A 26,403-nucleotide genomic window follows, 5' to 3' on the forward strand; every position below is an offset into this window, starting at 1 on the left:
GGAGTTTTACACCATGTTTGGATATTATATTTCCCTGGCCCTGCGCAGTTTGCGCGGCACGCCGGTACTCAGTGCGCTGATGATCGCTGCGATTGCGGTGGGTGTGGGTGCCTCCATGACAGTACTGACCCTCAACTATATGATGTCGCAAAATGCTCTCGAGCATAAAGACGATGTTCTCTACGCAGTGCAGTTGGACAGCTGGGATGTTAACAAAGCTTACGATTCCCCCAATGAATTACCCAGGCAAATAACTTACCGGGATGCACAAGCGCTACTGCGCTCGGATATCCCTACACGCCAGGTTGCCATGCATCGCTTCGGGTTCACTGTAGAACTGCGGGACTCTCCCGTACTCCCTTTCACCGCATCTACTCGTGTTACTACTCGCGATTTTTTCTCTCTGTTTGACGTGCCCTTTATTTACGGCGGGACCTGGGAGAAAGAAGCAGATACCTCGGCTACACAGGTTGTCGTCCTTTCCAAGTCTACCAATGACAAGCTGTTTTCCGGTGAGAACAGCGTGGGCAAAACTATTAGCCTAAACGCCGAGCCCTTTACTGTGATTGGTGTTATCGATCACTGGCAACCCGCGCCAAACATTCACGATCTCAACAACAGTCACTTTGCTCAATCTGCAAAGCTGTTTATACCGTTCGGCTTACACAGAGAGTACGAAATTTACAGCTGGGGCAATACCAACGGATGGAACAGTGAAAGGCCCGATGGCTACGAGGGCTTCCTGCAGGGTGAGAACATCTGGATTCAGTACTGGGTGGAACTCAGCAGCAGTGAGCAGAAAGGGCAATATGAGGATTTCCTGACTGCCTATATACGGGGAGAAAAGGCCCAGGGGCGATTTGAGCGCCCACTGAAATTTGCCTTGAGCAAACCGTCTGAATGGCTGGTTCTCAACGAGGTCCTCAGCGATGACAATCGTGTGTTGGGTTGGGTATCCCTGGCTTTCCTGTTGGTTTGCGTCATCAATGCGGTGGCTCTGCTACTCGCCAAATTCTTGCGCAAAGCGCCGGAAGCAGGGGTACGCCGTGCACTCGGCGCCAGCCGCAGCGCTATTTTCACCCAGCACCTGATTGAAAGTGCCGCGATTGGAATGATCGGCGGTATCGCAGGGATATTTATCGCCGTCCTGGGGATTAGTGGCATTCGCCACTTGGCCATGGGACAAATGGACACAGTCGCGACGATGGATTGGGTGATGATGATAGCTGCTGTCGGCCTTGCGCTTATTGCCAGTCTACTCGCGGGATTCTATCCAGCCTGGCGTATCAGCCGTACCAATCCCTCCATTTATCTGAAAACCCAGTGAGGCCGAATCATGCTTGAGTTAAAACCCATGTTGTCCGCCCTCTGGCGCAACAAAGCCTCAGCCCTGTTAATCGCTCTGCAGCTGGCATTAACGCTGGCAATCATCAGTAATATTGTTGTGATTGTGCAGGATCGAATTGAAAAAATAGAACGCCCTACCGGTATAACGGTAGAGGACATTATCGCCCTCAACTTTATGGCGATACCCCAGAACTACGATATGACCGGAGCGATCGCTGCCGACCTGGAGTTGTTACGTGCCCTTCCCTATGTCAAAGACGCCACCGTGACAAATCAAGTTCCCTTATCCCAGTCAGGATCAGCGGGTACCTTCTATACCCAACCCAATCAGGAAATCGGTGGAGAAAATTCAAATTACTATAATACTGACCCCCATTTTATTGACACTTTGGGTCTCAATTTAGTAGCGGGCCGGAATTTCACCGATGCGGAAATACAATTTTCTGACCCCAATGAAAGCCCGGAAATCGCCGTTGCCCTTGTTACCCAGCAGTTTGCCGAAAAACTCTATCCTGGACAGGACCCGATTGGAAAACCCCTGTTTGATGGCAGCGGCTCCAATCCCATAGAAATTATCGGTGTTGTCGAACGGCACCTAGGTGCCTGGGTAGGCTGGTCAAATGCCGGTAATGTCGCCTTCTTCCCCTCAATTAAAAACACCCAGGATACGAACTACCTGATACGCACCGAACCCGGCAAGCGCGATCAAGTATTGAAAGCTTTAGTGCAGAAATTATCCGAACGCGATCCGCAGAGAGTGATCAAGACTAAGGTACTTTCAGAGTATGTGGCTCGCAGTTATGCACGCGACAATCTGATGGTTAAAGTACTCTCTATCGTTGCGGCCATGCTCAGCTTTATTGTGGCCCTCGGCATTGTCGGTCTCACCATTTTCTGGATTAATCAACGCGCCAAACAAATCGGTGTGAGACGGGCTCTCGGCGCCACCCGAACAAATATCAGCCGTTACTTTCTGTTGGAAAACAGCTTAATCGCCGGTACTGGCATCGCCATAGGCAGCGCTGCCGCATTAATTGTTAACCAATCTATGGTGAGAGATTACTCGCAACCCGAGCTGACCTTGATGCCATTGGCCATTTGCGCCCTGCTGGTTCTCCTGGTAAGTCTTGCTGCAGCACTGACCCCGGCGATACGTGCTGCAAATATTTCTCCGGCAACCGCGACCAGGAGCGTATAACCTTCTTATTGTATGGGGGGGGGTCGATTAGCTGGTCAGGCTATTCGACCATTCCTCATTACTATTAATCCGGCGACAATACAGTGCAGATTGACGCTTCTCTTTCTGGGTGGAAGTGGGTAATTTTCTTACCTCAACAATATCCATTCGGATATTATGAGAAACTACTTGGCTGCCTATTTACAGTAGGGTTTAAACATATAAGTTATGCAAAAATCTCAGGATTATAAAAGCACAAAACAGAGTGATCTAAAAAACACATACACCCACCTCGCCAGCCAGCTCCACACTGAAGAACGGAAACTAATAATGGTCACAAAACCCATCATTAAAGCACCATCAAAATTATTGAGCATGGCCGAGCTTAATAAGCTGCTGCAGCTAACCACCTACACCTCGCTCGCGTGAGCCTTGAACACTAAGCTAGCAAAAAGCCGCTTAAACTCAGTGATAACCAAGACAAACTTGAGATTTAATATAAGTAATTGAGAACTCAAAATAGTGGAAAAAATAATAGTCTGCATATTTATCTTATTAACTACTCACTCTCTTCCAGCATTGGCAAAGAACGATCAAAAAATATTAATTATCGCTTCGAACTTACAGGATATGGGAGACCCCGATAAGCATGATGCCAGGAACAACCTTTGGGAATACGCACCCCCCTACCATATTTTTGTTTCTCACGGGCATGAAGTCGATTTCGTCTCCCCTAACGGTGGTACCGTCCCATTTATGTTGGATGCCCTTGGGGTAAGCAGCTACACCATTAAATATGAAGGGTTTTTAGAAAAAGCCGCCGCTTCTTTAACACCAGAGCAAATTATTGAAAGTGATTACGCCGCGGTCTTTATCGGGGGAGGCTATGGAACACTTTTTGACGTCGCCTCGAACGAAAAATTACTAAACATCATGGCAGCCATTTACGAACAAGGGGGGATAATCGGGAGTAGTGGTCACGGTGCGGGAGCATTCGCCAACGTGAAGTTGAGCAACGACAATTTTCTTGTTAAAGGTAAGCGAGTAGCCGGCTTCCCCAACTCAACAGAGCTAGAAAAATCTTGGGCAAAACAAGGCACATTACTTCCATTTTTTGTCGAAGATCAACTTAAAAAAAATGGAACAATTACGATAAACAAGCGCAGCATTATTGACAAACATGAAGTAATAGTTGATGAGCGCATTGTTTCAACGATGTTTTTACCTTCATCTGCTTTAGTAGCTAAAGAAATGCTACTTTTGCTAGATCAAGACAACCTGAACGAATCAATCCAGCCGGCTGATTGAAGTACTGTAATCCAGCGGCAATATGGTGCAGTTCGATGCCTCTCTTCCCGAGTTGAATCGAGTAGTTTTCCTATATTAATAACACCTATTTGGATCATGCAGGATCACTTGGCCACCTGATTAATATTATAACTCTCAAAGATTCACTCGCGTAAAGGGGGGTAGCCCCAACTGCCCTCCCTCACCCAAAAATAGGGATATTAATGATGCTGAAAAAATTTTACACCCTTGTCTTTATCGGACTTTCCTTTCTCAGTTTTTTCACCCTCGCAGAGCAACACCCCGTTGTCTCTGGCCCCCAAGTCACCCAGGAACTCACCAATGAAATACTCGCAGCCGACCAAGTTCTTTTTGACGCGGCCTTCAATAACTGCGATATCGAAGCCTTACGACCGTTAGTGGCCAAAGATTTGGAGATGTATCACGACAAGTGGGGAAAAACAGCCAGTTCCGGTGAAGAATTTCTCAACATTATCGTCAACATGTGTAAACAACGCAGAGATGGCAGTGGTTTAGATGCCCGGCGCAAACTGGTGACCGATAGTGTCAAGATCTACCCTGTCAATCACTACGGTGCAATACAGACTGGAACCCACCTCTTTTATGGCATATACGACGACAAAAAAGGGGAAGTCCTACGAGAGAGTGCTCAGTTCACTCACCTGTGGCAAAAGGTGGGGGGTAAATGGCAGCTTGCCAGGATTTTGAGCTTCGACCACCAGCCCGCTGCACAACCCTCTCAACAATAGCTTGCGCAGGGGATTTGCTGTGGACCTGGGCCTAAGCCGCCCCGCAACTCCCCCTTGCCGTCTAATCATTGCATAATAGCCCCAACTATAATCTTATTCCCGATCTTATGGATAAAGTACTAATCATCGATGACAACAGCAGTATTGTTTCTGCCCTTGAGATTCTGCTGTCCCTACACGATTTGCAGCCACTCTGCGCGATCACCCCACAAGCAGGCTTACAGCTGCTGCGTGAGAACAAGGATATCAGCCTGGTTATTCAGGATATGAACTTCACCGCTGATACCACTTCCGGCGAAGAGGGTCGCGAGTTATTTTTCGCCATTCGGGAAATTAGCCCGGATTTGCCGATCATTCTGCTAACCGCTTGGACACAACTGGAGATGGCCGTCGAGCTGGTCCGGGCCGGAGCAGCAGATTACCTCGGTAAACCCTGGGATGACAATAAACTGATTTCCACAATTAACAACTTGCTAGAACTCGGCGAGTTGCAAAAGCGCCAACGGGCATCACAGCAACAGGCGATGAATGCCCGCAGTGAATTGCGAGAAAAATTTGATCTGCAGAGTATTATCTACCGCAGTGACAACATGCAAAAACTGCTGGAAATGGCCACTCAGGTCGCCAAGTCCGATGTACCGGTGCTGATTACAGGGCCCAATGGGGCCGGCAAAGAGAAAATAGCCGATATTGTGCAGGCCAACTCACAGGTACGTGATGGACCTTTCATCAAGGTCAATGTCGGCGCGTTACCAGAAGACCTGATGGAAGCGGAGCTATTTGGCGCTGAGCCCGGTGCCTATACCGGAGCGGGTAACAAAGCCCGCGAGGGGCGCTTCGAGGCCGCCGATGATGGCACTCTGTTTCTTGATGAGATCGGTGAACTCTCCGCCAGCGGCCAGGTAAAACTGCTGCGGGTATTGCAGACAGGGGAGTTCCAGCGGCTCGGAAGCAGCCAAACACGCAGGGTCAAAGTACGAGTCATCAGTGCCACCAATAGTGACCTACCCAAAACCATCGCCGAGGGCAGTTTTCGCCAGGACTTGTTCTACCGTCTAAATGTAATCGAGCTACGCCTGCCAGCACTCTGCGAACGTCCCGAAGATATAGCGCCCCTGGCAATGAGTTTCTTAAGGGAGAAAGGCAACTCGAAAAAACTCTCACCACAGGCGCTGACCGCCATGACCCGCTACCAGTGGCCAGGCAATGTGCGCGAACTGCAGAATGTAATGCAGCGCGCGTCAGTACTGTGCCAGGAGGACACCATTGATGAAGCCGTCCTGGCTCTGCCAGAACAGCCTGTGGCAGAAAAAATTGACATAAGTTTCGAACCCAGCCGGGAACTGTTGCAGCAAACTCTGGCTAGCTGTAACGGCATTATTGCCCAAGCCGCACGCGAGCTCGGCATGAGCCGCCAAGCGCTGTATCGCCGCCTAGAAAAACACGGTATTTCCTATTGATGTCCAAGTATTTTTCCCTGGAAGGACGCATTGTCGCCACAGCCATTCTGGCACTTAGCATTGGCACTGGTATCCCATGGATCTGTGGCTATCTTGGCCTGGACGCGCGCCTCTCCTGGGCCCTCGGCCTATTTTTGGGAATTCTTATTATTCTGGGGTTAATGCGCCTAGTCCTTGAGCCACTGACCACCACCCTAAAATCTTTACAAGACGGACTGCTCAATTTCCGAGATGGTGATTTTTCCATCTCCCTGGTCACTCCCAAGAATGCCGAGCTGCGCTTAATCACCAATCTGTACAACGAAATTGGCGAGCACCTGCGGCGCGAGCGGGCCCATATTTACCAGCGCGAGCTTCTCCTGGACACCGTGATTCAAACCTCGCCGCAAGCCCTGCTACTGGTAGATCAAAGCGACCACATCATATATTCAAATAGCAGTGCCAAGCAGTTACTCAACGCCGGCAGGCCTATCCAGGGGTTATTATTACAACACCTGCTACCAAACAGCCCCAAAGAAATTACCAAAGCCATCAACAACTGGGAAAACGGCCTATTTAATTATACTGACAAAAATGGCACCCACTCCATGCATATTGGCAACAGTACTTTTGTGCTGAATGCACAAAAACACCGCCTGATTGTTTTACGGGAGATGACTCGGGAGTTGACCCGCGCAGAAGTGGAAGTCTGGAAAAAAGTCATACGCCTGATCAGCCATGAACTCAATAATTCTCTCGCTCCAATTTCATCCCTCGCCCATTCCGGAAAGATGCTAATCGCCAAACCTGGCAAAGGCGAAGCCCTAGGGAAGGTTTTCGATATTATTGCCGATCGCTGCAAACACCTCACCGAGTTCACCCAAGGCTATGCTTCTTTCGCCAAGCTACCCGCGCCCAGCTGTGAGTATGTCGTATGGCAGGAACTTATCGATCGCATAATACCGATTCAAGCCTTCACCCTAAAAGGTGAGCTCCCTCAAGAATCAGGCTATTTTGATCCCATCCAGCTAGAACAAGCCCTACTGAATTTAATCAAGAACTCACGGGAAGCCGGTAGTGAAAGTGGTGATATTGAACTGGAAATCAGCAGCGACAACTTCGGCCAGCAACTGGTACTTTCCGATCGCGGCTGCGGCATGAGCGAAAAAGTTCTAGAACAAGCTCTACTCCCTTTTTTTTCCACTAAAGAACAGGGTGTTGGTTTGGGCTTGGCCCTTTGCAGAGAAATTATTGATGCCCACGGAGGAAAAATTCAATTGCTCAACCGGGAAGGTGGCGGGCTACAAATCTGCCTATGGCTTCCTTATAAAAATAAAGACTCTTCTACTTAGGATCCGATATAGCGACATAAATAAATTTTTTTATGGCGTCAACCCGCCAACAATATTTCTCAAACTTTATTGGCTAACAATAAGGCCATAAAAAAACCTCATACTAAAGTTTAAAATTACGCCAAACTTCCACAGTTTCGTTGCGGCAATGAACTTCCAGCTCGTCAACCTTATGCAGCTGACAATAATAAAGCTTAAGCTGCCACGATTTGAAATTTAGCAACACCAGAATTTATGTCTTTTTCGCTAATTTCAAAGACTGCATTAAATTGAATGTAATAAAGCACAAGAAGGGATCATGCTTAAACTAAACAATTTACTCTCTATCGGCACGCTTGCGCTGAGCCTGATAGCAGCCAACACCTACGCCGCCAACGCACCTCAAGCTGGCGGGGGTCAACTGGATTTGGTGATCGCCAATGAAGCAAAATTAATTGATATGCTGAAGCGGTCAGGCCGCATCAGCAAAAATGCAACCCTGGCGGAAGCTGAGAGCACCCTGCGCACTTACTTAAGGGAGCGAGCCTCGCATCGCGTTAATGAGTCTCAGGACCTCTCTAGTGAGACGGTACAAATGATGCAGCAGGCTCGCGGAGGGGCCAAGCACCCGAGACTGCAAAAGGGCAAGGGCTCCCTTCACCGCAACCACGGCCGTCGCTTTCCACAAAACATAGAGCTTGAAAATTACCAAGGCGAAGCGCAAACCGCGCGGGTACTTGCGATTCTAATGGAATTCCCAGACTTTCCCCACAACAGCATCGAGCCCGGGGAAAGCGATATGTATTACGCAGACTACGCTGCGGAACACTATGCCGATCTGCTGTTTTCGCAAAACGGCTTTGTCGGACCTAATGGTGAGAACATACTCTCCATGCAGCAGTATTATTGGCAACAATCCGGTAACAGTTACTCGGTCGAAGGCTCGGTAGCCGGCTGGTATATGGCCTCCGAGCCTGCGGCCTTTTACGGCAATAACACCGATGGGGACGCCCGCGCACTAATACGTGAAGCGCTGACTGCCGCCGCCGCCGACCCCACTATAAATCTGTCAGACTTCGATATTGAGGACCGCTACGATCTCGATGCCGATGGCGATTTTTGGGAGGCCGATGGTCTAGTGGACCACATCATGATCTTCCACTCCTCCGTGGGCGAGGAAGCAGGCGGTGGGCAGCTGGCCGAAGACGCCATTTGGTCACATCGCTGGACCCTGGGCAGTATTTATCCCATTGATGGTACCACCGCAGAAGTCGATTATTGGGGCGGGGCCATGGCAGCCTATGATTACACTATTCAGCCGGCCGATGCTGCCACGGGTGTCGTCAGTCATGAATATGGCCACGACCTGGGCCTACCCGATGAGTACGATACCGACGGTAGTGGTCGCGGCGAACCCATTTCCTCTTGGTCCATCATGTCCAGTGGTAGCTGGGCCGGTATAATTCCGGGCTCAGAACCCACGGGCTTTTCTGCTTACGCAAAAGAGGTTTTGCAGCACAACCATGGCGGTAACTGGCTCCACGGTGAAACCATCGCCCTTGATAAAATTCCCCGCCGTGGAGTTGAGCTGTTACTCGATGAAGCCGTGCATAAGGGCACCAACAACGATGCAGTTCGAATAGACCTACCGGCAAAACAGGAAATGATCACTGAACCCTCAAGCGGTGAATATGCTTACTTCAGTGGTAGCGGTAACAATCTGCAAAATTCAATGACGATGTCCATCGACCTGAGCAATGCAGACACTGCCAGCCTGTCTTTCAAAGCTTGGTATGATATTGAGCTGGACTGGGATTATGCGGCAATAATGATTGATTCGGGTGATGGCTATCTATCAATCCCCGGAACGGTTACCACGGACAGTAACCCCAATGGCAGCAATCCAGGAAATGGTATCACCGGCAGCTCCGACGGCTGGATTGATGTGGAGTTCGACCTGAGCGCTTATGCCGGCCAACAGGTCAGCTTAGCGATGAGCTACATGACTGACAGTGCAGTAGCAAACCCCGGCCTCTTTGCTGACGACATCACCATCGAAATAGATGACACAACCTTCTTTTTCGATGATGCAGAAGCTGATGGACGTTTTGATCTGGCGGGCTTTAGCCGAAACCCCGGATACATAGAGCACAGTCATTACTACCTGCTCGAATGGCGTACTCATCGGGGTGTCGATACCGGACTGACTCATATTAATGTAGCCGGAGAGATGCTCACTTTCACCGAAGGCTTGCTGGTTTGGTATGTGGATAGCAGTTATGAAAATAACTGGGCCGGCGTTCACCCCGGCAATGGCTTCCTCGGCGTGGTTGATGCTGACCAGAACATCCTGAAATGGAGCGATGACTCGGTTGCCTCCACCCGCTATCAAGTGCACGATGCCACTTTCAGCACCGACAGAGCCGAGGACATGGTCCTGGATCTCCTGGAGGAATACGGCATTGTTATGAATGACACTCACAATCGGCGCTACCCCCTGTTTAACGACGCTTGGAGCTATAACAGCGAAGAAATACCAGACGCCGGCCGTGCTATTACACCTTATGGGTTAAAAGTGCGTGTAGTTTCCAGAAGTAGTGATAAGTCTGTGGGTAAGATTCGTATTACCCAGTAAAAGTGTTTCACATAGGCGGTACAACAAGTACCGCCTCTCTCGCACCGGCCCTCATGACAAACAAGAATGATTTTTATTTTTTGTACTGTTTAAGAACCATTCCCGTCCCCAGCAAAAATCTACAACCCAGCTAATCTGAACAGCAGTAATAAATTACTGATTTGGATTAACAACAGATGGATAAGCAACCAGGTATCTCCCGCCGCCAATTTCTCAAAGCCACCGGATCTTCACTGGCATTAATCCCCGTTGCATTAATTGCAACAGACCGGGCACTCGCCCAAATAAAAGCCCAAAAAGAGCGGGTTAACTATCAAGACACCCCCAAAGATGGGAAGAAATGTGTGGACTGCCAATTGTTTGAGCCCCCCAATGCCTGCCTGGTTGTGGAGGGCGATATCAGTCCCGAGGGGTGGTGCTCCTTATTTGTCCTTAAGCAGGGTAACCCCACTTCAGGCTAAGCCGGCACCCGCTGCTCACCCCGCAATTTAACTACATCGGCCCGGGGTGGCAGACCGAACATGCGACTGTATTCGCGGCTGAAATGTGAGGGGCTTTCATAGCCAACCCGGTAACTGGCTGAGGCGGCTTCGATCCCCTCCGTGAGCATTAACCGCCGCGCCTCGTGCAGTCGCAGTTTTTTCTGAAACTGTAGCGGAGACATGCGCGTAATCTGTTTGAAGCTATGGTAGAGCGAGGACTCGCTCATATTGGCTTGGCCCGCCAATTCACTAATCCGCAAAGGCTCGGAGAATCGGTCTTTAAGTACTTCAATGACCCGCGAAACACGGTTCGCTTGGCTGTCCACCATCGCAAACTTGCGCATCCGCGCGCCTATTTCCCCCATCAGGGCGCGATAAATAATTTCTCGTCGCGCCAAGGGCGCCAGTATTGGTGCATCCTTGGGGCTATCAAGTAAAGTGACCAATCGGTTAAGCGCGTCAAGCATACCGTGATCCATACGCGTGAGACACAAGCCACAGCTGACTTCAGGGCAATCGAAACCAGCCTCGACACCTGGCGCCTTGTCCCCCAACTCCATAACCAGATCGGCAACCTCCTTCGGATTGATAGTGACTTTTACCCCGAGAAAAGGAGTTTCCAGAGACGCATCCTCAACTCGGCCAAGGATAGGCAAATGCACAGAAGTCGCGACGTAGCTCAGCGGCATATAGGAGATTTCACGGTCCCCTAACTCCAGGGTTTTGCGCCCCTGGATAATGAAGTTGAGCGAGGGTGTATAAACAGTTGCAGCACAGGTACCCGGCTCGTTGCAGCGGATAAGGGAGAGCCCCTCCAAACCCGTCTCATTCAAACCCTGCTCCGGCGCCTGCCGCACCAGCGAGCGGATCAACTTCTGCCTAGTAAACTCCATATCCACAGCGATCGAACTGGATTCTGCTCTGTCTTTAATGCCCATGTGCTCCCCTCGTGCCCGCTACAAGCTCGGCGACTCAAAACGAAGTAGCACACTGTATACGGAGTTTTAGGCAATTACCAGTCAACTTTGCAGGATTGGGCAATCACTGTGCAGCAATAGACAACCTATTCCATTAAACACCCTTAAAATCACTGTAATATCTTAATTACACGCCAAGATACCTAGTTATACATCCAGTTCTATGAACACCGATTAGTCTGCACATTATTTAACTTCAGAGTCTATTCATAACAGAAATAGGCAATCAATCAACAGTTCCCGGATACCGCTACCCCGAGCCAACCGCTAGAGTTGTGCCCTTATTGGGAGAAGCGCTCAGCAGCACTTCGCCCTCCGTAGCAAAGGGAGCGCACAGGTTATGGCAAGAAAGTTAACATCGGTTTTATTCGGCATCTCTGCTCTGGTGCTCGCCGGCTGCAACAGCGGTGAACCCGGCACGCAGCCCCCGCCTCCGCCCGCCGTGGAAGTTGCCCAGGTCTCCTCTGGAGCCACTACCCTGTGGCGCAGCTTTACCGGCCGCGTGGCCGCCCCCGAAACGGTAGAACTGCGCCCCCGAGTCAGCGGTTATATCAACAAAGTCTCCTTTGCCGAAGGTGCATTGGTCAAACAGGGCGACGTGCTGTTTACCATTGACCCCCGCCCCTACCAGGCCAGTGAACGCGCGGCCCTAGCGGACCTCGCCCGAGCTCGCAGCGACCTTTCATTCAGCGAAAAGCAGTCCGGTAGAGCCAGACAATTGCTCGACAGTAAAGCCATCTCCCGCGAAGAATATGATCGACGCATCGCTGCAAGAGATTCAGCCAGAGCAACCCTCAGTGCCGCGGAGGCCGCCCTGGAGAATGCACAGTTAAATCTTCAATACACCGACGTTAAAGCGCCCATATCCGGCCGGGTCAGCCGTGCGCTGGTGACTCGCGGCAACCTCGCCAATGCCGACAATACCCTGCTGACCACGCTGGTTTCTGTCGACCCGATGTACGTGTACTTCGAAAGCGATGAACAGACTTTCGCCAATGGCCGCACTCTTTTAAATAAAGGGAAAAAGCCAGCGGTGCGAATCGGTCTCGCCGGTGAACAGGGTTATCCACACAGCGGTGAGGTGGACTTTATTGATAACCGCCTCAACAGCCATACCGGCACTATCCAGTTCCGCGCCGTGGTTAAGAATGATGACGGTATTTTTAAACCCGGGCAGTTTGCGCGAGTGGAAATGCCTATTGAAGAGGTGGCACACGCGGTATTGATCAATAGCAAGGCAGTATTAACCGACCAAGATCGCCGCTATGTGTATATCGTCAACGACAGCAATTTGACTGAGAGACGCCCGGTGGTTGCCGGTCCCCGCCAGGGGGAACTTGTGGTTATTCGCAGCGGCCTGAAGCCCGGCGAAAAGATTGTTGTGAACGGCCTGCAAAAGATTTACTTCCCAGGCATGCCAGTGATACCGGAAATGGTAGCCATGCAGAAGCAGATCAAGACCACCCACGCAGCGGGCCAATAGCTTGTGACACCCAGGGGCCGACGACATGAGCCCCTGTTTTCAACAAATCATATCAAGGGAATCCGAGCGGCAAATCGTACCGCTCTCGGAGTAGCAGTGTATGAATTTCTCCCGTTTCTTTGTCGATAGACCCATCTTTGCCTCGGTGCTATCGATTATTATTTTCGTAGTGGGATTGATCAGCATCCCGTCACTGCCAGTCAGTGAATACCCGGAGGTAGTTCCGCCCAGCGTGCAGGTCAGTGCCCGCTATCCCGGCGCCAATCCCAAGACCATTTCTGAAACTGTCGCCACACCGCTGGAAGAAGCCATCAACGGTGTGGAGAACATGATTTATATGAAATCTGTGGCGGGCAGTGATGGCACCCTGACGCTGAATGTCACCTTTGAGCTGGGCACCGACCCGGACCAGGCCCAGGTACAGGTACAAAACCGCGTCTCCCAGGCCCTGCCTCGCCTGCCTGAGGATGTGCGCTTACAGGGCGTTACCACCCAAAAGCAGTCGCCCAACCTGATGATGGCGGTGCACCTGATTTCCCCGGATGACAGCCTCGATGCGACCTACATCCGCAACTACGCTGTACTGCACATCCGCGATGAGCTGTCGCGTATCCCCGGTGTAGGCCTCGCCGCCGTCTTTGGCTCCGGCGACTACGCCATGCGCCTGTGGGTAGATCCGCAAAAAGCCGCTGCGGTAGGCGTTACCGCCACCGATATTGTCAGCGCAGTGCGCGAGCAAAATGTGCAGGTCTCTGCGGGCCAGATTGGCGCCTCGCCCATGCCCAATGGCTCCGACTTCCTGATTTCCATCAATGCCAAAGGTCGCCTGGAAAGCGAGGAAGAATTTGGTGACGTGGTGCTGAAGACTGGGGAAAACGGCGAAATTACCCGCCTGCGGGATGTGGCCCGAGTAGAGCTGGCCTCTTCCCAGGACTCCTTGCGCGCCCTGCTAAATGGCCGTCAGGCCGTGGCCATTCCCATCTTCCAATCCCCCGGCTCCAACTCCCTGGAAGTCTCCGCCGCTATCCGTGAAAAAATGGCAGAACTGGACGACCAGTTCCCCGAAGGCCTGAAATGGGAGGTCGCTTACGACCCCACGGTTTTCGTCAGCACCTCCATCAGCTCGGTTATCAAAACCCTGTTAGAAGCCGTTTTGCTGGTAGTACTGGTCGTCATCCTGTTCTTGCAGACTTGGCGCGCCTCCCTGATTCCCCTGTTGGCGGTGCCAGTATCTATTGTCGGTACTTTCGCAGTGCTGCATCTGCTGGGTTTCTCCATCAATACTCTGACCCTGTTCGCCATGGTACTGGCCATCGGTATTGTGGTGGATGACGCCATTGTGGTGGTAGAGAACGTCGAGCGGAATATCGAAGAGGGCCTGACGCCTCTAGCTGCAGCCCACCAGGCCATGCGTGAAGTGAGTGGCCCCATTGTCGCCATCAGCTTGGTTCTCTGTGCGGTGTTTGTGCCCATGGCATTCCTGGACGGTATCACCGGCCAGTTCTACCGTCAGTTCGCCACCACTATTGCTATCGCTACTATTATCTCTGCGGTCAACTCCCTGACGCTGTCCCCGGCATTGGCGGCGACTCTGCTGAAGCCCCACGGCGCCAGGCCGGATGTGCCCGCGCGTATTATTGAACGCCTTTTCGGCTGGATATTCCGCCCCTTTAACCGCTTCTTTCAGCGCAACTCAGAACGCTACCAGAGAGTCATCGGACACAGCCTCAAGCGCCGCGGTTTGGTTTTCGGGGTTTATCTGGTGCTGCTGGCCGGCACCGTCGCACTGTTCCAGCAAGTGCCCGGCGGCTTTATTCCGGTACAGGATAAGACTTACTTAGTGGGTAGTATTCGCCTGCCGGAAGGCGCCTCCCTGGACCGCACCGAAGAAGTAGCACGCCGCGTCAGCGAACTGGCTCTGGAAACCGAAGGGGTTGCCAATGCCGCCGCTTTCGTTGGCTTTAATGCTTTGCAGGGCACCAATACCCCCAATGTGGGCACGGTATTTATCCTGTTTGACGACTTCGATGTCCGCGAACGCAGTGCCACCGAGATCGCAGCGGAGTTGAACGGCAAGCTTTCCCAGATCAAGGAAGGCTTCGCCATGACCTTTATGCCGCCGCCCATCTTCGGCCTGGGTGCCGGTTCCGGTTACTCCCTGTACGTACAGGACCGTCGCGGCGCCGGTTACGGCGAGCTGCAAAATGCCACCAATATGTTGGCGGGCGCCCTGAGTCAGGCCAGTGGTCTCAGCTATCCCTTCAGCTCCTACCAGGCCAATGTGCCGCAAATGGACGCCGAAGTGGATCGCCTGCAAGCCAAGGCCCAGGGCGTACGCATGGATGACCTATTCGGCACGCTGCAATTGTATTTCGGCTCTATGTACATCAACGACTTCAACCTGTTTGGACGCACCTATCAGGTAGTTGCCCAGGCGGATGCGCCTTTCCGCGACGAAGTCCAGGACATCGATAACCTCTATACCCGCAATATAAACGGCGAGATGGTGCCCATCAGCACCATGGTGACCCTACGCCAAAGCTATGGCCCAGACCCAGTGATCCGTTACAACGGCTATCCGGCCGCAGATCTGATGGGTCAATCCGACCCCAGTATGCTGTCCTCTTCGGAGGCGCTGGCGGCGGTTGAGCTGGTGGCGGGGCAGGCCCTGCCACCGGGCATGCAGATTCAGTGGACCGACCTGAGCTTCCAGCAGGTTAATCAAGGCGGTGCCGCTATGGTGGTATTCCCGCTCGCCGTCTTGCTGGTATTCCTGGTGCTCGCCGCGCTCTATGAAAGCTGGGTAATGCCTCTGGCAGTGATTCTGATCGTGCCCATGTGCCTACTGGCTGCACTGTTCGGCGTCTGGGTTACTGGCGGGGATAACAATGTGTTCGTGCAGGTGGGGCTGGTTGTGCTGATGGGGCTCGCCTGTAAGAACGCCATTCTGATTGTCGAGTTTGCCCGCGAACTGGAAATGGAAGGCAAAGGTACAGTGGAAGCGGCACTCGAAGCCTGCCGGATGCGTCTGCGCCCGATCATTATGACCTCTGTCGCCTTTATCGCCGGCGTGGTCCCCCTGGTACTGGCTAGCGGTGCTGGTGCCGAAGTCCGCAATGCCATGGGGATCACCGTATTCACCGGTATGATTGGCGTGACCCTGTTTGGCTTGCTACTCACTCCCGTGTTCTACGTTGCTCTGCGCAAAATTGCCGGCGGCAATCTGTCTGTGGCCAAGGCGAGCGAAGCACATCAGGCTGGAGAAGTCACCGTACAGTCGCAAGAACCCGTTAACAGTTAAATATGGAAAAGCCCCGGAGCAGAAATTGCTCCGGGGCTTTTTCCTCCGCTATTTTGTCCCCTTTTTCCAGCGAGCACCGGGGAAAATAATGATATAAAACCGAATGATCAGCCCCACCGGTATACAAACAAGAATAACAATCACCCCTAACAGGGCTCGCATATAATCGCTCCCCTCTTCATGCTTTTCAGCACGGTCCCACAAATACGACTGGTAGCAGTGATCCGGCCCATCAATCGGCTGCAAGGTAGTATTAATCACCCGCTCCAAGAATCTCCAGTAGCGCCGAAAAGGCGTCTCTATCACTCTTGAAAAATAGCCACAGCGAGCCGATATCGTTGCATCGGGATTGCCGCCGGCGATGGCATTGCCCAATTGATCAATCGCGACCATAACATTGCGAATCCAACTTCTATTGGCGCCTCTCATTATTCAGTCCGTTCGAACGAGCATCCCCCAAAAGGGAAATCTTCAATTTAAACTCAGACCTTCATGCGCACGTCATTCGGCAAAATCCACGGGATAATCTGAACCACCACCCGCCACAGGCAATCGACACCAACCCACTAAACCCTCCCAAATCAATACGGGCTATAGCTCAAGGGAAATGGCGAGTAGGCTCCGGCACACCAGTCGCCAGTATCAAGTTGATAACAGTGCACGTCTTCAGCAATACAATGATCAAGCGCTCCCATAAAAGGATCACCGGCGAGACAAAAGCGGGGAAACGCCGTGAGCTCATCGAACGGCACCGGTGAAGTTTTATAGGTGTAGTAAATCGGGGTACCGCTGAGGTCATCACCGAAGCCATCCGCGACGCAGCCCACCAGAGACTGCACCGCAATAACGAGAAAAAGAATCTTACCCTTCATAGGAAATACAACGCCTTCCACCGGAAACATCAAAACAGCGGGCACTCGGGGGACAAATAGAACCCGGTGCCAGCTCCTCCGCATCCCCCGGACAACCAGCCCTCGTCGAAGGCGTCTCGGGCGCATGGGATGGAGGGTAGGCCCGATACTCCGCATGCCGTGGGATCGGTGGACTGCTTGGGTAAACCACCTGATTGCGGGTGTTAGGGCTTCCACAAGCCTGCAGGAGTAAACTCGCAGACAGGGCGGAAATAACTATCGCGTATTTTTGCATGGTAGCGCTCCGTATCGACACCGCGAGGACAGAATCCACGCACAACGGTTTTAGATCCGGCTTACAGCAACAGCTCCGTAAAAGATTCGACTGCCGCCGTTAATAGACTCGCAGTATCGGAAAAAACCAGGCTACGGAGTCCTGTAAACTATCTACGCAATCCGCCGATTCACACTGGGGATCGGCGGGAAAGGGTTGTGGATATTTTGAATGGTGACTACCGACTTCCACAAAGCTGGCGCCTTGTCCGACAGTCTCGGCCTCATAAAAGAATGGGTCTTCTCCCTCCACCTCTTCCACAGGCAAAAACAAGCAGCCCTGCATCGCCAATACCGCCAGCAACGGCAAAGCGAATTTCCTTGTAGGTCCCATAACCCGACACCTCACATTTTCAGTGCTGCGATGATAGTAGCCTCTCAGTGAGTCTAGCTGGCGAGGGATTAGCAGCCAGTTAGCGCATAGCCATTTTGCGTGCAATTCATCTATTAGATGAATTGCACGGCAACTATTTCAACCCCACCTAAGGCGCGCTTGAGCTATGTGAAATGTAGATACTCCCAGCGAATTAAGCATAAAAAAAGCGGCCCATTGACCGCTTTTTTCCAAGCTGTAACGCTTAGCCGTTACAGCAGCAGGCGTCGCACATCCGCCAACACGCTAACCATAAAGGTCATAAAGCGTCCGGCGTCACCGCCATTTACCGCGCGGTGATCGTACGATAATGCCAGTGGCAGCATCTGCCGCGGCTCAAAATCTTTGCCGTTCCACACCGGCTTCATCGCCAGTTTGGAAACGCCGAGAATACCCACTTCCGGCGAATTGACGATCGGGGTAAAGCCGGTACCGCCAATAGCACCCAGGCTCGAGATGGTAAAGCAAGCGCCCTGCATCTCATTGGGCTTGAGCTTGCCGTCGCGGGCTTTCAGAGCCATCTCTCTGGCCTCAGCAGCCAGTTCATATAAACCCTTTTTATCCACATCGCGAATCACCGGCACCATCAGGCCTTTGGGTGTATCCACCGCCATACCCACGTGCACATAATCCTTGTGCACAATATGCTCTCCATCATTGTGCAGCGACACATTGAAGTTGGGCTCAGCACGCAGGGCTGCGGCTACGGCTTTCAACAGGAAAGGCACCGGGGTGAGCCTCACTCCGCGCTTTTCCGCCTCGGCCTTCATAGACTTGCGGAAACTCTCCAACTCAGTGATATCCGCATCGTCAAATTGGGTGACATGGGGCACATTGATCCAATTCCGGGACATATTGGCAGCAGTGATCTTGTGGATCTTGCTCATCGGCTCCACATTCACCGGACCGAACTGGCTGAAGTCGATTTCCGGCATCTTGGCGATACCGATGGCGCCACCAACTCCCACCGCACCCGTCTCCGCTTTTTTCACCTGCTCGCGGATATAGTTGTGCAAGTCATCTTTGGAAACCCGATTGCGCGGGCCCGATGCCTTTACTTTATTCAGGGTAACGCCTAACTCGCGTGCCAGTTTACGCACGGCGGGGCCGGCGTAAACCTGGGCAGCGGCGGTGAGATTGCGCTCCAACCGAAAGTCTTTTTTAGGCACCGCCGGCGGCTCCACCGGTTGTGCCGTACTCCCTACTGGGACAGCTGCTGCCTGGGCCGCCTCTGGCGTAGCGACAGGCGCGACAGCATCTTCGGCAACCACCTTCAAGACCCCCAATTCGTCGCCAGTGGAAACCTTGTCACCCTCTTTTACGGCGATAGAAACTACCGTTCCCGCGCGGGGAGAAGGCACATCCATAGAGGCCTTGTCGCCTTCCACCACAATCAGGGAATCGCCTTCTTCGACGGTATCGCCAGGCTGTACCGATATCTCAATCACATCCACCGCATCAGCACCGCCCAGGTCAGGAACCTGAATAGCCTCTTCCTCCGGCTCGGCACCCACCGGTGCGGCGACTTGAGTCGCCGTCGGCGCCTCAGCTTGCACCGATTCAGCAACTGGGGCTGAGACAGCGGGCTTTTCTGCAGGCTCGTCTACAGAAAAGCCCGCAGCATCTGCTTCCATTTCCCCAATCACATCACCTTCGGAAACCTTGTCCCCCTCCTTCACCCTAATGCTGAGGATTTTGCCTGCCAGGGGCGCTGGCACATCCATGGAGGCCTTGTCGCCCTCCACCACAATCAGAGAGTCCTCTTGCGCGACGGTATCGCCGACAGCAACGGAAATCTCAATAACATCGACCTGATCGGCACCACCGAGATCAGGCACTTTAATGACTTGTTTTGCCATAGGAGTTCTGCCTTTTCTTAGCTGATGCGCGGGTTAACTTTTTCGGCGTCAATATTAAGTTTCACGATCGCTTCAGAAACCTCTTTTGCGTCAATAACACCCTGTTTTACCAGCCCGTTTAGCGCCGCAATTACCACATAGTTGTGGTCCACTTCGAAGAAGCGGCGCAGCTGCTCACGGCTGTCACTGCGACCAAAACCATCGGTGCCTAAGGTAGTCAGTTCGCCGTCAATAAATTCACGCAGCGGCTCCACGTAAGAGCGGATGTAATCGGTGGAGGCGATAACCGGAGCCGTGTTGCCTTCGAACTGCTCGGTGATCCAAGCTTTGCGCGGCTCGGCTTCCGGGTGCAGCATATTCCAGCGTGCCACGTCCTGACCTTCGCGCGCCGCTTCCACGGCCGAGGTCAGGCTCCACACATCGGAGGTCACGCCAAACTGGTCGGCGAGAATATCCGCTGCAGCCAGCACTTCGCGCAAAATAGTACCGCCGCCAATCATCTGTACATGTTTTTTGGCTGCCTTGCCTTTGGCGCCTTTCTTGACGTTGGACTGCAGCTTGTAGATACCGCGAATAATGCCCTCTTCCGCACCCTGGGGCATTTCCGGCTGAAGGTAGTTTTCATTCTCGATAGTGATGTAGTAGAAGAGGTTCTTCTGCTCTTCGTACATCTCTTTAAGACCGCGCTGCATCACCACTGCCAGCTCGTAACCGTAGGCGGGGTCGTAGCTGCGACAATTGGGAATGGTGGAAGACAGCACGTGGCTGTGGCCATCCTGATGCTGTAAACCCTCACCGTTCAGGGTGGTGCGACCAGCAGTGGCACCGATCAGGAAGCCGCGCGCCTGCATATCGCCAGCGGCCCAGGCCAGATCACCTACGCGCTGGAAGCCGAACATGGAATAGTAGATGTAGAAAGGTACCATTGGCACGCCATGGTTGCTGTAGGCCGTCGCCAACGCCATCCAAGCGGACATTGCGCCGGCTTCGTTGATGCCCTCTTCCAGCACCTGGCCTTTCTTGTCTTCCTTGTAATACATGACCTGGCCGTGATCCACCGGGGTATAACGCTGCCCCTGGGAGGAGTAGATACCCAGCTGGCGGAACAGGCCTTCCATACCGAAAGTACGCGCTTCGTCCGGAACGATCGGCGCTATGTTCTTACCGATATTTTTGTCTTTAACCAGTGCGGCGATGGCACGTACAAATGCCATGGTGGTGGAGATTTCTCGCTCTCCGGAACCCTTGGTCAAAGCACTGAAGGCATCGAGACCAGGCACCTCGAGTGTCGGGCACTCCGTAGGACGGCGCGGTACCGGCCCCCCCAAGGACTTGCGACGCTCGTCCATATATTTCATTTCAGGACTGTCAGGCGACGGACGATAGTAAGGCACTTCTTCCAGTTCTTTATCGGTCAGCGGAATGGCAAAGCGGTCGCGAAAGCGCTTGAGGGAGTCCAGGTCCAACTTCTTCACAGAGTGGGTGTCCATCGCCGCTTCACCAGCGGAGCCCAGACCGTAACCTTTTACGGTTTGCGCCAGGATCACAGTGGGCTGGCCCTTGTGCGCCATAGCCGACGCATAAGCCGCATAGACTTTATAGGGGTCGTGACCACCGCGATTCAGCTTCATGATCTCGTCGTCGGACATATCCTTGACCAGCTCCAACAGCTCCGGATATTTGCCAAAGAAGTGCTCGCGGGTATAGGCGCCGCCATTGGCTTTGAAGTTCTGCATCTCGCCATCGACGACTTCGTCCATCACCTTTTGCAGCAGACCGTTGTCATCTTTTTCCAACAACGGGTCCCACAGGCGGCCCCACAATACCTTGACCACATTCCAGCCAGCGCCGCGGAAAACACCTTCCAGCTCTTGCACAATTTTGCCATTGCCGCGCACAGGGCCATCCAGGCGCTGCAGGTTACAGTTGACCACGAACACCAGGTTTTCCAGCTGCTCACGGCCCGCCAGAGAGATTGCACCGAGCGTTTCCGGCTCGTCGCACTCACCATCGCCGAGGAATGCCCACACTTTGCGATCGCCGCGCGGAGACAGGCCGCGGGCGGACAGGTAGCGCATGATATGCGCCTGGTAGATCGCCTGAATCGGCCCTAACCCCATCGAAACTGTGGGGAACTGCCAGTATTCCGGCATCAACCAGGGGTGCGGGTAGGAAGACAGGCCATTGCCGTTAACTTCACGGCGGAAGTTGTCCAGCTGTCCTTCATCGAAGCGGCCTTCAAGGTATGAACGGGCATAAATGCCCGGCGCACTGTGGCCCTGGAAGAAAATCAGGTCGCCACGTTCCTCGCCCTCATTGCCACGGAAGAAGTAGTTAAAACCCACATCGTAGAGGGTTGCTGCGGAAGAAAAACTCGAAATATGGCCGCCAAGGCCATCGTTGTTCTGGTTGGCGCGCACCACCATCGCCAGGGCATTCCAGCGAATCAGGGAACGGATACGGCGCTCCATAAACAGATCGCCGGGCATACGCTTTTCAGCGTTGGGCGGAATCGTATTGCGATAGGGCGTGGTGATAGCCGCAGGGAGCTGTACCCCTACATCAGTAGCTCGATCGGACAGTTGCTTCAGAAGGAAGGCTGCGCGCTCTTTGCCGCTGTAGCGGATAACCGCTTGCAGCGCATCCAGCCACTCCTGCGTTTCGAGGTTATCGGTATCTTCGTGCATCAAGTGCTCCTCGGCGAATTAGGCGACGTCAAGTCGGTCTATTTCTCAAAAATCGGTACGCGGGCAAACTACAGCGCGGGCAAAAAAAAGCTTCCCTTTTTTCTGGGTTCCGCCAATTCGCCAACTTTGTTGGCGCAAATGCAAAGTGCGTGATTCTTCACTCGAGTATGGCGGAGAGGAAAGGCGGCGCTGTCTGCTCCCGCAAGTGCCTAGTTTGACGGTGATTATTTGTTCCGGGGTCCGCGTAAAGTGGCGGACAAAACCCCATTCCCGGTTGTTAGCGGAGGAGATTGTAGTATTACTACAAGAAAATTTCCAGACAGGACGCTTAGTAACAAATAAAACTAAAACACAAAACAATTATTTGCCAAATACTGGATTTGCCGGAACATTTTATGGAAAACTCAAGAAAATCAATTACAAAATCGAGCCTCAAGCGCTAGGGCCAATCACAGCTGAACCCGCTCCCCACCGGATTGATATTCAGCGTAGACCAAGTAACGCAGGGGCCCTCCCGCAGTGAGAGCCGCGAAAGGGTAGCAAGTAACCAGCAAAAGCCCCCGCTCGGCAAATATTGGCAGCATCTCGCGCTCGCTATCCACAATGCGGGTCTCTACCACTCGGTAACTGTGCCAGTGACCATTGCTGTCCTGCAGATAGATCACAGCGCCATACTTTAAATACTGAAGCCCGGAAAAGTGGGTATCGCGATGAGCCGCTATTACCGTTGTGCGGTCCCCGCCGGGATCACCAGAGCCCGCCAGCAAACCCGGACCAAACGCCAGCGCCTGACCGCTGCCCCCCGCAAGCACAAACTGGGGAGCCTGCCCCTGCAACTTCAATTTCGCCACCGGCCAGGTATCCGCCCAGGGCCAAGGCTTTTGCGCACCCTCTCCCTGAAGTTGCCCCTCCCAGGCATTAGCGATCAGCAACTGTGCCAACTCGGCCTTCGCCAAAAGCCAAGCAGCAGAACCCAACTGCCAAACACCAGTGCCAAGACACAGCAGAAAAAGCAGCGAGCGAATCATCCTTACACAACACCTCTTTGAGGCTGGGCTTCAGCGCCAGACTGACGCGGATCTGGCAAAACACGGCGCAGGCTGCGCGTCAAATTACTGCGTACTGTGCGACCGAGACGCAGAAACCCCGCCATCGTCAACAATATCGCCGCAGCCAACATCTGCCCATAAAGGCCCACCGCCGTACGTGGGTACGCCTGCCGTTGTAACACCTGCCCTTTTGCCACCATATTGGCAACCGGGCTGCGAGATAACTTCTTCTCAAGGCTGCGCGCAATCTCTTCTTCAACGGCGACAAAACTGGTGTAAGGGCTGGCTAGCTGATGGGCCAGAGCCAACTGCAAAATTTTCTCCCGCAAAGCCAACCCCGCATCGGACTGCTCTCCAGACTGCAATTGCTGATCTCTCAGCGCCTCTATTTTGCTGCGCGCCCACACACTGCCAATGCCACTGGAATCTGAATTTCCATCCAGGGTTAACGCCAACTTACGCACAAACTGCTTACCCGCAATACGTCCGCGCAACTGGATATCGCCCTGTAAGTCAGCCCCATCAACTCTTGCCACCAACTGCATAGGTTCTCCACGGTAGAGGTCGGGAATACGCTTTGGGTACGCGTCAGCGACAATACCTTGTGGCCAACTGAGCTGCAGGTCGGTAGCCATCGGGTTTTCCAGTCTGGCGAACAGGGCCTGCATGCGCTCGCGCACTTCGGAAATGTCCCCGATGGTGACGAAAGTACCACGCCCGAACTGAGCGGCTTTACGCATAAAGTGGCTGTTGGGTGCCGAGCCAATGCCAACGGTAAACAAGCGGGCGTCATGCAGGGACTCGTTGATCAATTCAAACAGCGCGCGTTCATTGCCAACTGCGCCATCGGTGATAAATACCACTTGATGAACCGAACTGGTGTCATCCTGCAATTGCTGTCCCAACGCCATCCGCAGCGCCAATGCCATTTCTGTACCACCGTCTGCCTTCAAACTTTCAATGCCCTCGCGCGCACGGCGAATATTTTCCTCACTCGCCGCTACCGGGCGCGGGAAAAAAGCGCGGGGGGCGCTATTAAACTCAACCACGTTAAATCGATCGTTGACGTGCAGACGAGAAAGCGCCAGGGTCAAGCTCTCTTTGGCCTGGCGAATAGAGTTGCCTGACATGGAGCCCGAGGTATCGATCACATACACCACTTCTCTCGGCAAGCGCTGGACGCTCGCGCTATCACTGGGGGGTAACAGCATAACCTGCAAATAGGCGCCAGCCTTTTCCTCACCACCCTCTTCCACCGTAATTTTTTCGCTAAACAGCGCCGCGCGCGGCATAGCAGATGTACGCGGTCGCCAGTTCAATAAAAAGTCCCGGTCCATTGCAGCAGTGCCATCTCGCAGCTGGATTTGATAGCGGCCCTCGCCTTTCTTGTCGATATCGATATCGTGATAGGGACTATCGATCTTTGCCAGCGGCAGGCCGCCGTGCAGATCTACTAGGATAGAAATATTATGACTACCGAGCGCTTCCAACTCTTTTGCCGGCAGCATGAACGGAGTTATTGCCGTGGCGTCCGGCACTTGATCGGAGGGAAGCGCCCAACCACTGTTCTCTGCAACCAACGCCAGCTCATCAGCGTTCAGCGCCTGCGGCAAAGCTGGTATTCCAGGGATATAGCGCGGGGTCAGTGTGGTGGGCATACGCAGTGAAAAAACGCCGCTGTCATAATTGACTGGCTGCAAGTAGCGAATGTTAATTTGCACCGTCTCATCGGGGGCAATATTGGCGACTTTATTGGTGAACAGGTTCGGACGCTGTTGCTCCAGCAGAGCAGCGCGCTTACCCGCTGCTCGAGCGGCCTTATAAATCTTGGCCGCCTCTTTTCGCTCGCGCACCTTACCGACAATACGGCGCTCGCCCACCAGGATCTCGAGCCCTGCCACCGCTGCCTGCTCAGGCAAAGGCAGGACGTAGACAGCTTCCCGCCAAGTACCACTGGTATTTTTAAACTGCTGTTGAAGCTCTACCTCCGCAACCAAACCGCGTACAGAAATGCTGACCCGGCTGTCCAGGTGCACCGCCGGAATATATTTTCCCGGCTTACTTCCGGTAAACAGCAGGTCCCCAGCTTTCACTTCATCCAGGGTAACCACCTCGGCAGGCTCCGCTTGAACAACATCACTGACACCGGGAAGTTCCTGCGCATTGACCTCAGCCCCGATTGCTGCAATCACCACCGCCATTACAACCACGATAAATAATAACCAACGGCCCGCCCCCCCGGCTTTTTGGCGGCGACGATAATATTCCTCCGTCGGTAGCATCAGATCATCTTTATGAAACCGCTGCCCAAATAACATCACCCTGTTCACAAACTTCTCTCCACTTTTAAATTGGAAGCTGGAGTCATTAAAAACGGGAAAGTGGGCGAAAGGCGGCAGCGAAGCGGGCAGAAATAGGGTTCAATAATGGCGAATTGTGGCGAGAACTTAACAACCGGCGTTAACGCCGGCCTTCCCTTTTATACGGAATCAACAATTCAAATCACAGTGCTTGCACAGAAGCTCGGACACCACCTCTATTTTCAATAGAGGTCAGTGCCCCCCGGCGACAATTAAACCTGACTAGCGGATATGCTCACGTAATTCAAAATTTCCATATTTTCTTTGGGAAAAAATTGTATAAGGAAGGACAGTAGTATCCAGCACTGCCGAGAACATTGAGTCGACGACAGTACAGGCCAAGATGATAGTGCCGAAATTCTTTGGTTTGGAGTTCATTTTACATACGTTGTAAGCAACCCCGCTATACATACGGGGCATACTTTCGCAGTATGAGCCCCCCCTGGTTAGTGCGCTGCCTACAGTATGGTTATCCCGCCCAACAGTACTGGCAGTGCCACATCCAATCAACATCAAAGCAAACATGATTGTGAAAACCTTAAACATTGCAATTCCTTTTTATCGTCATTCAAATTCAGAAAGAAATTATGTAGCCATCTTAGACGTACAACACTTCGGACAGTTTCATACAGCTATAGCCCCATAGTCACTGTACTGCTCGT

The 26,403-nt window shown here is 52.8% G+C and carries 20 protein-coding genes; 10 read left to right on the forward strand and 10 right to left on the reverse strand.

The features are described 5' to 3' along the window. Positions 1-13 precede the first annotated feature (13 nt). The 8 genes from MO867_RS04765 to MO867_RS04800 all read left to right on the forward strand — a co-directional run bounded on the left by MO867_RS04765 (position 14) and on the right by MO867_RS04800 (position 10,447). Entirely contained in the window at positions 14-1,327 is a 1,314-nt protein-coding gene (locus MO867_RS04765) for an ABC transporter permease (protein WP_252465092.1), read from the forward strand. Between the two features lie 9 nt (positions 1,328-1,336). Further along, complete coding sequence (locus MO867_RS04770) at positions 1,337-2,545, forward strand: FtsX-like permease family protein (protein ID WP_252465093.1); 1,209 nt, start codon at positions 1,337-1,339, stop codon at positions 2,543-2,545. 501 nt (positions 2,546-3,046) lie between these two features. After that, a complete protein-coding gene (locus tag MO867_RS04775; RefSeq protein WP_252465094.1) occupies positions 3,047-3,832 on the forward strand; it encodes a type 1 glutamine amidotransferase domain-containing protein in 786 nt (261 codons plus the stop codon). Positions 3,833-4,035: 203 nt separating this feature from the next. After that, positions 4,036-4,581: a nuclear transport factor 2 family protein gene (locus tag MO867_RS04780; protein ID WP_252465095.1), complete on the forward strand. Its 546-nt coding sequence runs from the start codon at positions 4,036-4,038 to the stop codon at positions 4,579-4,581. A gap of 107 nt (positions 4,582-4,688) precedes the next feature. Then, entirely contained in the window at positions 4,689-6,041 is a 1,353-nt protein-coding gene (locus tag MO867_RS04785; RefSeq protein ID WP_252465096.1) for a sigma-54-dependent transcriptional regulator, read from the forward strand. Further along, a complete protein-coding gene (locus MO867_RS04790; protein ID WP_252465097.1) occupies positions 6,041-7,372 on the forward strand; it encodes a sensor histidine kinase in 1,332 nt (443 codons plus the stop codon). The genes MO867_RS04785 and MO867_RS04790 overlap by 1 nt, the downstream gene beginning before the upstream one ends. Before the next feature lie 298 nt (positions 7,373-7,670). Further along, entirely contained in the window at positions 7,671-9,986 is a 2,316-nt protein-coding gene (locus MO867_RS04795) for an immune inhibitor A domain-containing protein (protein WP_252465098.1), read from the forward strand. A gap of 176 nt (positions 9,987-10,162) precedes the next feature. Beyond that, positions 10,163-10,447, forward strand: a complete 285-nt coding sequence (locus MO867_RS04800) for a hypothetical protein (protein WP_252465099.1) — start codon at positions 10,163-10,165, stop codon at positions 10,445-10,447. Here the strand turns inward: MO867_RS04800 and MO867_RS04805 are convergent. Beyond that, positions 10,444-11,406: an AraC family transcriptional regulator gene (locus MO867_RS04805; protein ID WP_252465100.1), complete on the reverse strand. Its 963-nt coding sequence runs from the start codon at positions 11,404-11,406 to the stop codon at positions 10,444-10,446. The genes MO867_RS04800 and MO867_RS04805 overlap by 4 nt on opposite strands. A gap of 379 nt (positions 11,407-11,785) precedes the next feature. On the opposite strand from MO867_RS04805, the gene MO867_RS04810 reads away from it, so the two are divergent. Continuing rightward, a complete protein-coding gene (locus MO867_RS04810; protein WP_252465101.1) occupies positions 11,786-12,928 on the forward strand; it encodes an efflux RND transporter periplasmic adaptor subunit in 1,143 nt (380 codons plus the stop codon). A gap of 100 nt (positions 12,929-13,028) precedes the next feature. Next, positions 13,029-16,229, forward strand: coding sequence for an efflux RND transporter permease subunit (locus tag MO867_RS04815; protein ID WP_252465102.1), 3,201 nt, complete (start codon positions 13,029-13,031; stop codon positions 16,227-16,229). A gap of 48 nt (positions 16,230-16,277) precedes the next feature. Here MO867_RS04815 and MO867_RS04820 read toward each other — a convergent pair whose 3' ends face one another. The 9 genes from MO867_RS04820 to MO867_RS23915 all read right to left on the reverse strand — a co-directional run bounded on the left by MO867_RS04820 (position 16,278) and on the right by MO867_RS23915 (position 26,287). After that, positions 16,278-16,658 (reverse strand): hypothetical protein, encoded by a 381-nt coding sequence (locus tag MO867_RS04820; RefSeq protein ID WP_252465103.1) that lies wholly within the window; start codon positions 16,656-16,658, stop codon positions 16,278-16,280. Positions 16,659-16,810: 152 nt separating this feature from the next. Further along, a complete protein-coding gene (locus MO867_RS04825; protein WP_252465104.1) occupies positions 16,811-17,101 on the reverse strand; it encodes a hypothetical protein in 291 nt (96 codons plus the stop codon). After that, positions 17,091-17,375, reverse strand: coding sequence for a hypothetical protein (locus MO867_RS04830; protein ID WP_252465105.1), 285 nt, complete (start codon positions 17,373-17,375; stop codon positions 17,091-17,093). Before MO867_RS04830 ends, MO867_RS04825 begins: the two co-directional genes overlap by 11 nt. A gap of 99 nt (positions 17,376-17,474) precedes the next feature. Then, positions 17,475-17,747, reverse strand: coding sequence for a hypothetical protein (locus MO867_RS04835; protein ID WP_252465106.1), 273 nt, complete (start codon positions 17,745-17,747; stop codon positions 17,475-17,477). A 251-nt stretch (positions 17,748-17,998) separates the two neighbouring features. Further along, on the reverse strand, positions 17,999-19,645 hold the full coding sequence (aceF, locus tag MO867_RS04840; protein ID WP_252465107.1) for a dihydrolipoyllysine-residue acetyltransferase: 1,647 nt from the start codon (positions 19,643-19,645) through the stop codon (positions 17,999-18,001). 17 nt (positions 19,646-19,662) lie between these two features. Further along, on the reverse strand, positions 19,663-22,332 hold the full coding sequence (gene aceE / locus MO867_RS04845) for a pyruvate dehydrogenase (acetyl-transferring), homodimeric type (protein WP_252465108.1): 2,670 nt from the start codon (positions 22,330-22,332) through the stop codon (positions 19,663-19,665). A gap of 449 nt (positions 22,333-22,781) precedes the next feature. Next, positions 22,782-23,360 carry a class GN sortase gene (locus MO867_RS04850; RefSeq protein ID WP_252465109.1) on the reverse strand — a complete coding sequence of 193 codons (579 nt, stop codon included), beginning with the start codon at positions 23,358-23,360 and terminating at the stop codon, positions 22,782-22,784. A gap of 2 nt (positions 23,361-23,362) precedes the next feature. Continuing rightward, the gene (locus MO867_RS04855; protein WP_252465110.1) at positions 23,363-25,711 is read right to left on the reverse strand and encodes a marine proteobacterial sortase target protein; all 2,349 of its coding nucleotides are present in this window, start codon (positions 25,709-25,711) and stop codon (positions 23,363-23,365) included. A gap of 252 nt (positions 25,712-25,963) precedes the next feature. After that, a complete protein-coding gene (locus MO867_RS23915) occupies positions 25,964-26,287 on the reverse strand; it encodes a YceK/YidQ family lipoprotein (protein ID WP_373565866.1) in 324 nt (107 codons plus the stop codon). Positions 26,288-26,403 lie beyond the last annotated feature (116 nt).

Source organism: Microbulbifer okhotskensis (assembly GCF_023895975.1).
GTDB classification, from domain to species: Bacteria; Pseudomonadota; Gammaproteobacteria; order Pseudomonadales; family Cellvibrionaceae; genus Microbulbifer; species Microbulbifer okhotskensis.